General features: G+C 75.9%; 12 protein-coding genes. 5 read left to right on the forward strand and 7 right to left on the reverse strand.

Going from position 1 to position 13,458, the window contains the following annotated elements; translation table 11 throughout:
- The first annotated feature begins 130 nt into the window (after positions 1–130).
- Positions 131–1,558 carry a hypothetical protein gene (locus AB0O09_RS17440; RefSeq protein WP_363542518.1) on the forward strand — a complete coding sequence of 476 codons (1,428 nt, stop codon included), beginning with the start codon at positions 131–133 and terminating at the stop codon, positions 1,556–1,558.
- 36 nt (positions 1,559–1,594) lie between these two features.
- Here AB0O09_RS17440 and AB0O09_RS17445 read toward each other — a convergent pair whose 3' ends face one another.
- Genes AB0O09_RS17445 through AB0O09_RS17470 form a run of 6 tightly spaced genes read right to left on the reverse strand, consistent with a single transcriptional unit; the run spans position 1,595 to position 7,682 of the window.
- A complete protein-coding gene (locus AB0O09_RS17445) occupies positions 1,595–2,440 on the reverse strand; it encodes an STM4011 family radical SAM protein (protein WP_363542563.1) in 846 nt (281 codons plus the stop codon).
- 44 nt (positions 2,441–2,484) lie between these two features.
- Positions 2,485–3,816 (reverse strand): STM4012 family radical SAM protein, encoded by a 1,332-nt coding sequence (locus tag AB0O09_RS17450; protein WP_363542519.1) that lies wholly within the window; start codon positions 3,814–3,816, stop codon positions 2,485–2,487.
- Positions 3,813–4,634: an STM4013/SEN3800 family hydrolase gene (locus AB0O09_RS17455; protein ID WP_363542564.1), complete on the reverse strand. Its 822-nt coding sequence runs from the start codon at positions 4,632–4,634 to the stop codon at positions 3,813–3,815. The genes AB0O09_RS17450 and AB0O09_RS17455 overlap by 4 nt, the downstream gene beginning before the upstream one ends.
- Positions 4,635–4,651: 17 nt before the next feature.
- Positions 4,652–5,776, reverse strand: a complete 1,125-nt coding sequence (locus AB0O09_RS17460; protein ID WP_363542520.1) for an STM4014 family protein — start codon at positions 5,774–5,776, stop codon at positions 4,652–4,654.
- 3 nt (positions 5,777–5,779) lie between these two features.
- Positions 5,780–6,706, reverse strand: coding sequence for an STM4015 family protein (locus tag AB0O09_RS17465; protein ID WP_363542521.1), 927 nt, complete (start codon positions 6,704–6,706; stop codon positions 5,780–5,782).
- Between the two features lie 22 nt (positions 6,707–6,728).
- Positions 6,729–7,682 carry an STM4015 family protein gene (locus AB0O09_RS17470; protein WP_363542522.1) on the reverse strand — a complete coding sequence of 318 codons (954 nt, stop codon included), beginning with the start codon at positions 7,680–7,682 and terminating at the stop codon, positions 6,729–6,731.
- Positions 7,683–7,842: 160 nt separating this feature from the next.
- Here AB0O09_RS17470 and AB0O09_RS17475 point away from each other — a divergent pair, with 160 nt between their 5' ends.
- The 3 genes from AB0O09_RS17475 to AB0O09_RS17485 all read left to right on the forward strand — a co-directional run bounded on the left by AB0O09_RS17475 (position 7,843) and on the right by AB0O09_RS17485 (position 10,409).
- A complete protein-coding gene (locus AB0O09_RS17475; RefSeq protein ID WP_363542523.1) occupies positions 7,843–8,169 on the forward strand; it encodes a hypothetical protein in 327 nt (108 codons plus the stop codon).
- Between the two features lie 63 nt (positions 8,170–8,232).
- Positions 8,233–9,318 carry a DUF6745 domain-containing protein gene (locus tag AB0O09_RS17480; RefSeq protein WP_363542524.1) on the forward strand — a complete coding sequence of 362 codons (1,086 nt, stop codon included), beginning with the start codon at positions 8,233–8,235 and terminating at the stop codon, positions 9,316–9,318.
- Between the two features lie 230 nt (positions 9,319–9,548).
- Positions 9,549–10,409, forward strand: a complete 861-nt coding sequence (locus AB0O09_RS17485; protein ID WP_363542525.1) for a fumarylacetoacetate hydrolase family protein — start codon at positions 9,549–9,551, stop codon at positions 10,407–10,409.
- Positions 10,410–10,502: 93 nt separating this feature from the next.
- On the opposite strand, the gene AB0O09_RS17490 is transcribed toward AB0O09_RS17485, so the two are convergent.
- Entirely contained in the window at positions 10,503–11,303 is an 801-nt protein-coding gene (locus AB0O09_RS17490) for a helix-turn-helix domain-containing protein (RefSeq protein WP_363542526.1), read from the reverse strand.
- A gap of 278 nt (positions 11,304–11,581) precedes the next feature.
- Between AB0O09_RS17490 and AB0O09_RS17495 the strand changes: the two genes are divergently transcribed.
- Positions 11,582–13,294: a DUF885 domain-containing protein gene (locus tag AB0O09_RS17495; protein WP_363542527.1), complete on the forward strand. Its 1,713-nt coding sequence runs from the start codon at positions 11,582–11,584 to the stop codon at positions 13,292–13,294.
- The last annotated feature ends 164 nt before the right edge of the window (positions 13,295–13,458 follow it).

A 13,458-nucleotide genomic window follows, 5' to 3' on the forward strand; every position in this document is an offset into this window, starting at 1 on the left:
GCGGCGGCATCGTCGCCGCGGCCCGCCTCCATCCTCGCACCGGGGCCGTCCGGGGGATCCGGACGGCCCCGGTCGATGGGAGGATGGCGCCCGTCCACCGCCGACGACCCGCAGCGAACGAGGACCGAGGATGCCGCCCATCGAGGAGCCCGCCGACCGGTTCGGCCAGGTGCCCGAGCCGACCGCCCCCGCCGCCCCGCCGCAGGACCCCGGGACCGCCGACGCCGCGTCCGTGGACGGCCTGCCGGCGGACGGCTGGGCGCTGGCCGCGCCTGCAGCACCTGCCGCCGCGGGGTCCGCTGCTGCTGCCGACGTCGCCCCGGCCGCCGAGGAGGCCGCGCAGGACTACGTGCTGCCCGCCCCGGCGGCGCCGTCGGGGATCCGGCTGGCCAAGACCGGTGCCGCGGGAGTGCCGGCCCCGGCCCCCTCGCCGACTCCGGCCCCGGTGCCGGCGTCGGCCGCGCCGCCGGTCGCGACCGTGCTGGAGACCGCCGTACCGCAGGGCTTCGGGCCGTCGGCGGCGGCGGGTGCCCCGCCGGTTCAGCCGCCCGCCGGATTCCCGCCCGCACCGTCCGCGCAGCCGGCGCCCCCGGTGCAGCCCGCGCCGCCCGTGTCCGCGGGCCCGGTCGGCGTTCCGGCCCAGCCCGCCGCTCTGCCGGGCTTCGGGCCCTCGCCGGTGCCGGCCGGCCCGGTCGCCCCCGCCCCGGCCCCGATCCCCACCCCCGCAGCGGCCCCGACCCCGGCCGCTCCGCACGGGGCCGTGCCCGCGAGCCCCGAAGCCCCGTCCGCCGTACGGGAGTTGCTGGTGCGGCTGCGGGACCGGGCGGACGAGGCGCCGACTCCGGACGCGGCCGTCCACCTGCTGGAGTCGGTGGCCCGCGAGATGACCGCGCTGCTCGGCCGCTACGACCGGGACGCCCTCGCGGCCTGGCGGCGGCTCGGCGACCGGCGGTGCGCCGCGGGCGACGCCGCGGGCGCCGTCCACCTGCTCGGCCAGGTCGCCGCCGATGCCGCGCAGGCGCTCGGCCCGGGCGACCCCGACACCCTGGAGGTCCGGCTGGAGCAGGCCCGGGCGCTGGGTGAGGCCGGCGACCCGTTCGGCGCCGTGCACCTGCTGCGCGAGGTGCAGCCGGCGTTGGTGCAGGCGCTCGGCCCGTACGACGCCCGGGCGCTCGCCTCGCAGGCCCGGCTGGCGCACGCCGTCGCGCTGACCGGGGACCTGGTGTCGGCCTTCGGCATGCTGCTGGAGCTGATCCCGGTGGTGCAGCACCACCTCGGCCCGGCCCATCCGCTGGTCGGCGAGGCCCGCTGCTCGCTCGGCCGGCTGGTGCCGCAGTGGCGGCGCGCGGCGGGCGGCGGCGGGCTGCCGCAGGTCGCGGCGGTCGCGATGGTGCACCGGCTGCTGGTCTGGGACTTCGCCTCCGACCAGGAGGCGGACGCCTTCCTCACCGAGCTGGAGCGGGCCACCGGCCACCGCAGCCTGGCGGCCCGACTGGCCGCCGTCCCGGAGGAGATGACGGCGGAGCAGGCGGCGCAGCTGATGCTCGGCCCGGCCTGACCGGCTGACCGGGTGGCCCGCGCCCCGGGGCGCGGGTCACCAGCCGTGCGGAATGCGCTCCAGGACGCCGCCGGCGAAGACGTCGTACAGCGGCAGGCCCTCCAGGTGGACGTAGCCGATGTGGCAGTCGCAGACCGGAAGCGGGCACGGCCGGGGCAGCAACTCGGCACGGTAGGAGCCGTCGTAGAGGTTGCCCAGCGGCGGGCGGACGAAGTGGCAGCGCCGCACCGTGCCGTCGCCGTCCACCGAGACCACCGACTCGCCGGTGCGGCAGGGGCGGCCGCCGCTCGGGTGCGGGTCCCTGCTCCAGCCGAACAGCGGGTCGACCGCCGTCCAGGCGGCGGCCTGTTCGTCGGTGTAGCTCCGGCCGTCCGCCGCGTTCACCCACAGGTAGGTCGAGGCGGGCAGATCTGCCCGCAACTCCCGTGCGGCATCGATGTGTTCCGGCTCGCCGACGATGCCGACGCTGTGCCGCACCCCGAGTGCGGCCAGCTCCCGGAGCTTCGCCAGGAAGCGTCCGCGGTCGACCTGCCCCGGGTGGTAGGTGATCCACAGGGCCAGGGTGTCGAGATCGGCCGCGGCCAGCCAGTCGGTGCGGCAGCTGAGGTTGGTCTGGATCGCCACCCGGCGCACGTGCGGCAGGTGCGAGAGGTCGACGAGGGCCCGCCGGTACCAGGAGCGCACCAGGCCCTCGCCCCACGGGGTGAACAGCAGCGACAGGGTGTCGCCGGTCCGCGCGGCGGCCCAGGCGGTGAACCGCTCCAGCGCGGCACGGTCCGCGCGCAGCCGCTCGGGGCTGTCCCGCCGCTTGGCGAACGGGCAGTACGGGCAGTCGTAGTCGCAGGAGGCCAGCGGGCCGCGGTAGAGCAGGGTGAGGTCCATCGGGATCTCGGCCGGGCGCGGCCCCGGCATCCCCAGGTCGACGGTCACTTCGCCTCGTACGCGTCCATCGCGGCCTGGACCGCGGGCGAGAACAGCATCGGACCGACGGCGTCCGAGTGCGCCAGGCCCTCGGCGGAGAGCGCCAGCCGCCCGGGAGCCTCGGCGAGCCAGCCGCGGGCCTCGAAGACGGCCAGTTCGGCGGCGAAGTCCTCGGCCGGGAGGGAGCCGAACCGCCGCCGGTAGGAGGCGAGTTCGAGCCCGTCGGCCTGCAGCAGCGACTGCAGCAGGTGGCGGCGGCGCGACTCGTCGGCGTCCATCGCCCGGCCGACCTCGGCCCGGGTGAAGTCCTCGGCGGCGACGTAGTCGTCGATGATGCCGCGCACCTCGCGGGCGTCCACCGCGTAGTCGAAGGAGTAGTGCAGGGACGAGGTGTACGAGCGGGCGCCGCAGCCGAGGCCGACCATGCCGTCGGTCTGGCAGGCGTACTCGCCGGCGCTCGCGGTGGCCGCGCCCGTCCGGCGGAACATCCGCATCGACACCTGCTCGTAGCCGGACGCCAGCAGGTGGTCCCGGCCGGCCCGGTAGAGCGCGAGCCGCTGGGTGTCCCACTCCGGGGTGGGGCCGTCGGCGGTGCGTCGGCCGAGACCGGTCAGCGGCCGCACGTACAGCGGGTAGAGGTACAGCTCCTCCGGCTGCCAGGCGAGCGCGGCGTCCAGCGAGGCGAGCCAGCTCTTCTCGGTCTGGCCGTCGATGCCGTAGATCAGGTCGATGTTGAGCACCGGGATGCCCGCCGCCCGGACGCGGCCGAGCGCCGCCTCCACCGCCGCGCGCTTCTGCGGGCGGACGGCCGAGCGGGCCTCCTCGTCGAGGAAGGACTGCACGCCGAGGCTGAGCCGGGTGGTGCCGCGCTCGGCGAGGACGGCGAGCCGGTCGGCCGTCGCGGTGTCGGGGGAGGCCTCCACCGAGAGCGGGACGGCCCGCAGGTCGGCGCCCATCCGCTGCTCGGCGATGTCGCAGAGCCGCTCCAGCTCGGCCGCGGTCAGATAGGTGGGCGTGCCGCCGCCGAAGGCCGCGAGCGCGAACCGGGCGTCCACGTCCAGCGCCTCCCGCACCGCCGACGCCTGCCGCTCCAGCGCGTCCAGGTAGGCGGTGGTCAGCCCCTCGGGGCTGCCGATCCGGGTGAACAGGTTGCAGAAGCCGCAGCGCACCTCGCAGAACGGGACGTGCAGGTAGAGCGAGAGGGCGTGCTGCGGCTCGCCCGCCCAGAGTTCGCGCAGCGCAGGACGCCCCGGCAGCGGCCGGTAGGCGGTCTTGTGCGGGTAGGCGTAGACGTACGCCCGGTACGGGGAGTCGGCCGTGGCCGGTGCGGTGCTCATCGGGCGGACTCCTCGGTGGCGTTCAGCACGAAGTGCGCGTAGGGGACCGTCCAGACGACCGGGTGGCCCAGCCGGTGGCCGGTGTAGCCTTCCTCGCCGTAGCAGGTGCCGTGGTCGGAGCAGACGATCGCGAAGCAGGGACGGCGCCGGCCCATCGCCGCGAACAGCCGGCCGATGTGCGCGTCCACGTACTCCAGCGCGGCGGCGTGGCTCTCCCGGGTGTCGCCGTGCTCGCGGGTCGCGCCGGGCAGGTGGAACCAGTTCGGCTGGTGCAGGGCGGAGACGTTGACGAAGAGGAACAGCGGCTGCCCGTCCGGCTGTTCGGCGCAGACCTGCTCGGCGCGGGCGACCTGCGCCTCGAAGGAGGTGGGGGAGGGCACGCCCATCTCCGGTGCCCAGTGCGACTCCTGGAACAGCCCGGGCAGCACCGACCCGAGCGGGCCCTGCTTGTTGAAGAAGCCGACCCCGCCGATGCAGACCGTCCGGTACCCGGCGGCGGCCAGCGCCGAGGGCAGGTCGGGGGTGTCGAACACCCAGGTGCGCGGCTCGGTCGTCTCCGAGCCGGCGAAGCGGGCCGCGAACAACCGCGGGTGCGGGCCGTCCGGGCTCGCCGGGGTCGGCAGGAACCCGGCCAGGATCGCCTGGTGCGCCGCGTAGGTGAAGCTGCCCGGGGTGTGCCGCTCCTCCCACCGCCCGCCGGGCAGGTGCGCCGCCAGGTGCGGGATGCGGCCGGCCGCGGCCAGCTCCTGCGCGACGTCCAGGCGCAGCGTGTCCAGGGTGACCAGCAGCAGGTCGTGGCTGCCGATCACGTCGTTCATGTCGGGCATCTGATGGTTCATCGGGGTGGTTCCGTCCGGGTGGTGCGACCGGGCGCCCGGTGGGGGCCGGCGTGCAGCAGTGCGGCGATCTGGGCGCCGTAGGTGTCCAGGCCCTCGGCGGGGCCGCCGGGCAGGCCGGTGAGGCCGGGCAGCAGGTCGCCGAAGGCGTTCACCTCGCCGACCACGGCGCTCCGCCAGCCGGCGGTCGGCAGGACGTCCACGCCGACCACGGGGGAGTTCGGGAAGCAGGCCGCGGCCCGCTCCGCCGTCTCCAGCAGCCGGGGCCAGGCCGGGCCGGCGGCCTCCCGGGCGAGCGCCAGGTCGCCGCGGGCGCCGCCCAGGTGCAGGTTGGTCATCGGGCGGGTGCTGGTGCGCACCACCGCGTGGGTGGCCAGGCCGGCGACGACGACCACCCGAAGGTCGGCCGAGCGGCCGCCCTGGGAGGCCTTCGGCACCCACTGCTCGACGTGCAGGCCGTCCGGTGCGAGCGCGTCGACCAGGGCGGCGACCTCCGCCGGGGTGCGGTAGCGGCGGACCCGCAGCGAGTTGTGCAGGCCGTCCGGGGCGAGCTCGGCGGAGGTGGTGGCCTGCACCTGGCCGCGCGGCCCGAACTCCAGGGCCACCACGCCGGAGGCCGAGGAGCCGTGCACCGGCTTCAGGAACACCCGGCGCATCCGGGCCGCGGCCAGCCGGTCCGCCAGCTCCGCCCAGCCCCGCGGCGGCGGCCCGTCGAGCGCGGGCGGCACCGGCACGCCGGCCGCCGCGAGCCGCCGGTGCGCGGACCGCTTGTCGAACATCACCGCGATCTCCGCCGGGTCGCCGAGCAGCCGCACCCCGGGCAGCGCCGCGAGGCCGTGCAGCGCCGCGCACACCCCGGCGTACCAGGCGGCGCCGCCCTCGACCCGGGTAGGCGCGTACCCGGCGCCGAGCACCGGCCCGCGCAGCAGCGCGTCGACCGCCGCGTCCTCGCCGGGGGAGTCGATCCGCAGGACGGTGCCGGGCGGCAGCGCGTACCCGCCGCGCAGCACGTCCAGCCAGGGCAGTACGGCGGGTTCGGGCAGCCCGGCGGCCCGCGCCGCCGCCGCGAACAGTGCGACGCGGCGGTGGCCCGGGTTGCCGAGGACGGTGAGCCGGTCGGTCATGGGCTACTCGGAGACCGCCACGTAGCGGTCCTCCTCGTCCTCCTCGTCCTCCGCCTCGGACAGGTCGACGTCGACACCGGCCAGCGCCTCGGCGACCCGCTGCTGCATCTCCGCGGAGAGGTAGTGATGGTGCAGGTCGAGGGAGGCGAGGTGGGTGAGCGGCTGCCCCTCCAGCAGGGCGGCGGCGCCCTCGTCCGTCAGCACGCCCATCCCGAGGGCCAGGTGCTCCAGCCGGGCCACGACCGGGGCCTGCGCGACGGCGGCGGCGATGTCGTCCTGGTACTCGCTGTTCTGCAGGCCGAGGCTGCGCAGTGCGGGCAGCCGGGTGGCGGTGAGCAGCGGCGCCAGGTCCTCCAGGGTGTGGTCGCCGCCGTACTCGTCGACGCCCAGCCACAGGTCGAGCTCCTCCAGCGCCGGAAACTCGCACGCGCCGAGGGCGCGGACCACCCGGGCCGGCAGGCCGCCGGACTCGAAGGCCAGCGACCGGAGGCGCTCGTGGCGGACGGGCCGCAGCCGCAGGCCGTTGCCGCCGCGCACGGCGAGGTCGGTCAGCCGGGGGAAGGACTCGAACAGCGGGGTGATGTCGCACATCTCCAGCCAGGAGATCTCGCACTCCTCGGAGCGGACGTCGCCGACGAACAGCGCCTCCAGCGCGGGCAGCCGGTCGGCGCCGTCGACGATCCGGGCGAGCGGGCCGGCCAGGCCGTCGTAGTCGCCGGCCCACCAGGCGCCCACGACGAGTGCGCGCACCCGCGTGGTGTCGACCGCGTCCAGGAAGCGCTGCCAGGCCTCCGCGAACTCCGTCTTGCCGTCGTACCGGTAGCCGAGGGCGATCCGCCAGGCTGCCGCCCCGGCGGCGGGCAGCTCCTCGCCCGCGTCCAGGGCGGTCAGCACGTTGCACACGGGAAGCCCGTGGAAGGTCCTGCTCATCGGAGGCTCCTGCCTGTCCGGGTCACTCGGAGACGGCGACGTAGCGCCAGTTGTCGTCCCACTTCTGGGCGTCGGAGAGGTCGATCGCCACGTCCGGCAGGGCCTCGCGCAGCCGCTGCTGCATCTCCGCGGAGAGGTAGTGGTGGTGCAGGTCGAGGGAGGCGAGGTGGGTGAGCGGCTGCCCCTCCAGCAGGGCGGCGGCGCCCTCGTCGGTGAGCGCGCCCATGGAGAGCGCGAGGTGCTCCAGGCGGGCCACCACCGGGGCCTGCGCGGCGCGGGCGCAGACCTCGTCCTGCCGGGTGGTGTTCTGCAGGCCGAGCCTGCGCAGTGCCGGCAGCCGGGTGCCGGCGAGGAAGGGCGCGAGGTCGTCCAGCGTCCAGTCGCCGCCGTACATCTCGACGCCGAGCCAGAGCTCCAGGCTCTCCAGCGCGGGGAAGTCGCAGGCGGCGACGGACCGCAGGACGCTGCCAGGCAGGCCGCCGGCCTCCAGCCGCAGCCGGCGCAGGTGCTCGTGCCGCAGCGGGGCGATCTCCAGCCCGCCGTTGCCCTCCCAGTCCTGGCCGGCGCCGCGCACGACCAGCTCCTCCAGCCGCGGGAAGGACGTGAACAGCGGGGTGATGTCGCACATCTGCAGCCAGGAGATCTCGCACTCCTCGAAGGTGATGTCACCGACGAACAGGGCGCGCAGCGCGGGCAGCCGGCCCGCGGCACCGGTGATCTCGGCGAGCGGGCCGGCGAGCGGCTCCGGCTCCTCCTGCGACCAGTTGCCGATCACGACGGTGGTGACCCGCCGGGTGTCGACGGCGCCGAGGAAGCGCTGCCAGGCCTCGGCGAAGGTCTTCTCGTCGTCGTAGTCCAGGGCGATCCGCCAGGCGGCGGCGTCGGCGGCGGGCAGCTCGCGGCCGTCCTCCAGGGCGGCCAGGACGTCGACGACGGGCAGCCCGCCGAACTCCTCGATGTGCTTGCTGATCGCCATGCGCTGCTCCTGGGGACGTCCGGTCGGCCGGGTTCTGTCTACCAGGCCGCGCCGACACCCCGGCGCGAGGGGCCGCGCGCCGACGCGCTGTCAGAGCCGGGCCCTAGCTTTCCCCTCGTTGCGGCCGGCACCCCGTCGGCCCGGAGCCGGGGAGTGCCACATGTACCGCCAGGGTGACGTGCTGATCGTGCCGGTGGGGGAGGCCGCGGTGCCGCGCGTGGTGGCCGACCTGCCGCCGCTGCCGCGGGACACCCGCGGCCGGCTGGTGCTGGCGCTCGGCGAGGTCACCGGGCACGCCCACGCGGTGGTCGGGCCGGGCACGCTGCGGCGGGAGGCCGGGCCGTTCGGCACCGCCTGGCTGCACCTGCCCGAGGGCGGCCGGGTGGTGCACGAGGAGCACGCCGTGATCCCGCTGCCCAAGGGCTGGTACCGGGTGGTGCGGCAGCGCGAGTACGTGCCCGGCGCCGTGCGCGTCGTGGCGGACTGAGCACCGTCCGGGCACGGACCCGGGCACCGATCGAGCACGGACGGGACGAGGAAGGACGGCACGATGACCGACACCCTGCAGCAGAGCGCCCCCGCCGGGGCGACCGCCCGCTGGCGGGCCGCCGCGGCGGCCACCGGAGCGGCGGACCGCGCCGCGGCCGAACGGGCGGTGCGCGCCGCGTACCGCGCGGCCGGCCTGCCCGAGCCCGCCGAGGTGCGCTGGTACGACTCACCGCTCGCCGCCGTCCGGGCCGCGCTCGCGCTGCGCGCCGAGGGCGCGGCCGGTGTCCGCGAGGAGGTCCGCACCCACCCCTGGGAGCAGGCCCGCGCCCGGGTGCACGCCCGGCTCGGCGCCCCCGGCTGGGCCGAGCTGTGGGCGCTCACCGGCGGCGAACTGTGGACGCAGAACCAGGCCCTGGCCGGCCGGATCCGCGGCGCCGTCCTGGACGGCCTCGCCCCGGAGGCCGGTCCGGACGACGACACCGAGATCCGCAGCCGGGCGCGTGCCGCCCGCGCGGCCGTCCGGGTCGCGCTGCTCGACGCCGTCCTCGGCCAGCACGACGCGCCCTGGCTGGCCGCCTTCGACGCCGCCGGCGAACTCGACGGGCCGGCGCTCGCCCCGCTCGCCGACGCCGCCCGGCAGACCGGCTGGTGGTGGCCGTACGAGCAGGTCGCGCTGATCGCCGAGCGGCCCACCGAACTGCACCGGGACGAGGCCGGCCGGCTCGACCGCGCCGACGGCCCGGCCCTCGCCTGGGCGGACGGCACCGCCCTGCACGCCTGGCGCGGCATGCCGGTGCCGGCGGACTTCCTGGACGGCCTCGGCGGCCTCACCCCGGAGCGGATCCGCGCGGAGGAGAACGCCGAGCTGCGCCGGGTGATGCTGGAGCACTACGGCTACGACCGGTACCTCGCCGAGTCCGGCGCCGAGCCGCTGCACCGCGACGAGACCGGCGTGCTCTGGCGGATCGTCCTGCCGGACGACGAGCCGGTGGTGATGGTCGAGGTGGTCAACTCCACCGCGGAGCCGGACGGTACCTTCCGCACCTACTGGCTGCGCGTGCCGCCGTCGACCCGCACCGCCCGGGCCGGCGTCGCCTGGACCTTCGGAGTACCGGAGGAGGAGTACCGGCCGGAGCGCGAGACCTGACCGGTGGTGCCGGCGGTGGCGGTCGCGCCCTGCGGTGGTCAGCCGGGCGGCGGGTTGTCAACCGTACGGCCAGCCGATTCCGGCCCTCCCGGCCTTGTGTGAATTGATAGGAATTCGCCGAAGGTCACCCACTGGTTCGCAGGTCAGATCCCTTGATATACCTCGGATGCATAGGGCGGCGAGGCGTGTGAGCTCCCGTCGACATGCGACGAACCAGGTGGTGACGGCCAGTGAAGCTCCTCCGAGTCGGCCCCGCGGGCGCCGAGCGTCCCGCGGTCCTCGGCCCCGACGGCACCGCGTACGACCTCTCCGGGCGCACCCGCGACATCGACGGCGCCTTCCTCGCCGGCCTCGACCGGGCGGCCACCGCCGCACTGGCCGCCGAGGCGGCCTCCGGCGCGCTGCCCCGGATCGACCTCGACGGCCTGCGGATCGGCGCCCCCGTCGCCCGCCCCGGCAAGGTGGTCGGCATCGGCCTCAACTACCGCGACCACGCGGCCGAGGCCGGCGCCGCGATCCCCGCCGAACCGGTCGTCTTCCTCAAACCCAGCAACACCGTGGTCGGGCCCAACGACACCGTGCTCATCCCGCGCGGCGCCGAGAAGACCGACTACGAGGCCGAACTCGCCGTGGTGATCGGCCGCACCGCCCGCTACCTGGAGAGCGACGCCGAGGCGGCGGCCGCCATCGCGGGCTACACCACCGCCAACGACGTCACCGAACGCGCCTTCCAGCACGAGCGCGGCGGCCAGTGGGACAAGGGCAAGTCCGCCGAGACCTTCACCCCGCTCGGACCCTGGCTGGTCACCGCCGACGAGGTCGGCGACCCGCAGCGGCTCCCGCTCAGGCTCTGGGTCAACGGGGCGCTGCGGCAGGACGGCAGCACCGCCGACATGATCTTCCCGGTGCTGGAGACCGTCCGCTACCTCAGCCGCTTCATGGTGCTGGAACCCGGCGACGTCGTCGTCACCGGCACCCCGGCCGGCGTCACCCTCGGCCACCCCGGCGCGTCCTTCCTGCGCCCCGGCGACGTCGTCGAACTCGAAGTCGGCGACCTCGGCCGCCAGTGCCAACTCCTGGGCAGCGCGTAGGGGCCGGCTTCAAAGGGCGCTCGGGAGGCCGATTCGCAGGCGCGTGGGGGCACCTCCCGGGCCGGCCATCCGCACGCCGTTCAAGAGACGCCCTCAGGCCCTGCCCCGGTCCGGTGCGCCCGGCTGTGCCGGCAGGAGCGCCCGCAGCCGCGCCACCAGCGCGGCCGCGGGCCCGTCCGGAGGCTCCATCGCCAGCACCCCGGCCAGCATCCGGGCCGCCTGCCGGTCGTGCACCGCCGTCGCGGCGCTCATCGCGACGAACTCGTCCACCAGCCAGTCCCGCAGCGACTCCTTCGGGATCTGCCGGCCCTCGTCCAGCCAGCTGAGCGCCGACGCCTCCACCACGGAGATCCACGACCGCACCAGCAGGGTCATCCGCGGCCCCGGCGAGCGCACCCCCAGGTGCCGCAGCGTGCGCCTCAGCGCCGCCCGCCGCACCTCGTCGACGATCGCCGAGGTCCGTGCCGTCTCCACCACCGAACCGCCGCGCAGCAGCGCGCCGTAGCCCGCCGCGTGCTCGGCCACGAAGTCGAAGTACGCGTCCAGCACACTCGACAACTGCTCGGTCGGCGAACCCCCGCCGTGCACCGTGAACCGGCGGCTCAGCTCCTCGGCCGCGCTGCGCAGCGCCGCCTCGTACAACTGCTGCTTGCCGCCGGCGAAGTAGCGGTAGACCAGCGGGCGCGAGGCGCCGGCGGCCTGCGCCACGTCGTCCAGGCCGACCTCCTCGGGCGGCCGCGAGCTGAACAGCTCCAACGCCACCGCGATCAGCTGCTCCCGGCGCTGCTCGACCGACAGCCGGCGGTACGCGGCGCGGCGCGGCCGCTCCTCCGTAGAAGCGTCGTCGTCGGGAGCGGCGGGAGCGGCGGGAGAACTCGCTGGTCTGGCTGCCATGGCCGCCAGCCTAGGGCTTCGGCCCGCCGCGGGGGAGCGCCCGCACCGCCCGTTTCCGCACCTCGCTGCACCGGGGCTGCACCGGGGCCGCACCGGGGCCGCACCGGGGCCGCACCGGGGCCGCGGTCGTGTCCCGGCACCCTCGGCGCAGGCCCGCGCACACCCGGTGACCCGTTGCGCCGCGGCGTCCACCCCGGGCGGGCCGGACCCTCCGTCAATCGTGCGAGCCCGTACCGAAAGGGTCTTGAAATCGCCGAATGCTGCGACAGGATGGCCGAATGGTCCAAGAACCGATCACCCCCGCTGTCGACGGCCCCACCCCGCGCCGTATCGCCGACGCCTACGTCCACGCCCTCGCCGACCTCGACCCGCTGACCGCGGTGTACCTCGGCCTCAACCCGGACGACGACCGCATCACCGACCTCTCACCGGCCGGCCGCGCGGCGCTCGCCGACCTCGCCCGCTCCACCCTCGCCGAACTCGACGCCGCCGAGGCCGCCGGAACCGCCGACGACGAGGCGGAGCGGCGCTGCGCCCGTCTGCTCCGCGAGCGCCTCACCGCCGAACTCGCCCTGCACGAAGCGGGCGAGGAGTACCGCGCGGTGCGCAACCTCGGCTCGCCGGTGCACGACGTGCGCGAGGTGTTCACCCTCATGCCGACCGGCACCGAGCAGGAGTGGGAGCTGATCGGCCGTCGTCTCGCCCGGGTGCCGGCCGCTCTCGACCAGTACCGCGCCACCCTCGCCGAGGGCGTCGAGCGCGGCCTGCTGTCCGGCCCCCGCCAGGTCGCCACGGTGGTCGGCCAGATCGGCGAGTGGCTGGAGGGCGAGGCCCCCGGCGGCTGGTTCGGCGCGTTCGTGCAGGACGCCCCCGAGTCGCTGCGCGAGGGCCTGACCGCCACCGCCGTCGCCGCCTCGGACGCGCTCGCCGCCCTGCGCGACTGGCTGCGCGACGTGTACGGCCCGGCCGCCGCCGACGTCCCGGACACCGTCGGCCGCGAGCGCTACACCCGCTGGGTGCGCTACTGGACGGGCGCCGCCCTCGACCTCGACGAGGCGTACGCCTGGGCCTGGGAGCAGTTCCACGACCTGGACGCGCAGATGCGCGCCGAGGCCGAGAAGGTGTTGCCCGGCGCCACCCCGATGGAGGCGATGCACTGGCTGGAGACCGACGGCCCGGCGATCAAGGGCGAGGAGAACGCCCGCGACTACCTGCAGGGCCTGATGGACGGCGCCATCGCCGACCTCCAGGGCACCCACTTCGACCTCGCCGAGCCGCTGCTGAAGGTCGAGTCACGGCTCGCCCCGGTCGGCAGTGCCGCAGCGCCCTACTACACCCAGCCCTCGCTCGACTTCTCCCGTCCCGGCCGCACCTGGCTGCCCACCCTCGGCCGCGAGTCCTTCCCGGTCTGGGACCTCGTCTCGACCTGGTACCACGAGGGCGTCCCCGGCCACCATCTGCAGCTCGCGCAGTGGACGTACCTCGCCGACCGGCTCTCGACCTACCAGGTCACCCTCGGCAGCGTCAGCGCCAACCTGGAGGGCTGGGCGCTGTACGCGGAGCGCCTGATGGACGAGCTCGGCTACCTCACCGACCCCGGCCACCGGCTCGGCTACCTCAACGCGCAGATGATGCGGGTGCTGCGGGTCATCGTCGACATCGGCATGCACGCCGGCCTGGACTTCCCGGCGGACTCCCCGTTCAAGCCGGGCGAGGCGGTGCTGCCCGACGACGCCCGGGAGTTCTTCGGCCGGTACTGCGGCCTGTCCGCCGACTTCCTGGACAGCGAGCTGGTCCGCTACCTCGGCATGCCCGGCCAGGCCATCGGTTACAAGCTGGGCGAGCGCGCCTGGCTGACCGGCCGCGCCGCCGCCCGGGCCGCGGCCGAGGCCCGCGGCGAGGAGTTCGACCTCAAGGCCTGGCACATGGCCGCGCTGTCGCAGGGCTCGCTCGGCCTCGACGACCTGGTGGCGGAGCTGTCCGCGCTCTGACCGCAGCCGTCGGATCCCCGCGCCCGGGGGGTCGCACCGGCCCGCCGCCGCGGCGGGCCGGTGCGACCCGTGACCGGGCCGGAGACCGGCCGGGGTCGGCCGGAAGACGGTGAGATGTTTAGGACTTTAGTCCTAATTCAGACATTTACTGACAAAAAACCTTG

Origin of the sequence: Kitasatospora sp. NPDC093679 (assembly GCF_040683455.1) — a bacterium.
GTDB lineage: Bacteria > Actinomycetota > Actinomycetes > Streptomycetales > Streptomycetaceae > Kitasatospora > Kitasatospora arboriphila.

What these genes read in the sequence shown, in the direction of transcription:
- AB0O09_RS17440 (WP_363542518.1), top strand. Translation starts at nt 131, where the DNA reads ATGCCGCCCATCGAGGAGCCCGCCGACCGGTTCGGCCAGGTGCCCGAG.
- AB0O09_RS17445 (WP_363542563.1), bottom strand. Translation starts at nt 2,440, where the DNA reads ATGGACCTCACCCTGCTCTACCGCGGCCCGCTGGCCTCCTGCGACTAC.
- AB0O09_RS17450 (WP_363542519.1), bottom strand. Translation starts at nt 3,816, where the DNA reads ATGAGCACCGCACCGGCCACGGCCGACTCCCCGTACCGGGCGTACGTC.
- AB0O09_RS17455 (WP_363542564.1), bottom strand. Translation starts at nt 4,634, where the DNA reads ATGAACGACGTGATCGGCAGCCACGACCTGCTGCTGGTCACCCTGGAC.
- AB0O09_RS17460 (WP_363542520.1), bottom strand. Translation starts at nt 5,776, where the DNA reads ATGACCGACCGGCTCACCGTCCTCGGCAACCCGGGCCACCGCCGCGTC.
- AB0O09_RS17465 (WP_363542521.1), bottom strand. Translation starts at nt 6,706, where the DNA reads ATGAGCAGGACCTTCCACGGGCTTCCCGTGTGCAACGTGCTGACCGCC.
- AB0O09_RS17470 (WP_363542522.1), bottom strand. Translation starts at nt 7,682, where the DNA reads ATGGCGATCAGCAAGCACATCGAGGAGTTCGGCGGGCTGCCCGTCGTC.
- AB0O09_RS17475 (WP_363542523.1), top strand. Translation starts at nt 7,843, where the DNA reads ATGTACCGCCAGGGTGACGTGCTGATCGTGCCGGTGGGGGAGGCCGCG.
- AB0O09_RS17480 (WP_363542524.1), top strand. Translation starts at nt 8,233, where the DNA reads ATGACCGACACCCTGCAGCAGAGCGCCCCCGCCGGGGCGACCGCCCGC.
- AB0O09_RS17490 (WP_363542526.1), bottom strand. Translation starts at nt 11,303, where the DNA reads ATGGCAGCCAGACCAGCGAGTTCTCCCGCCGCTCCCGCCGCTCCCGAC.
- AB0O09_RS17495 (WP_363542527.1), top strand. Translation starts at nt 11,582, where the DNA reads ATGGTCCAAGAACCGATCACCCCCGCTGTCGACGGCCCCACCCCGCGC.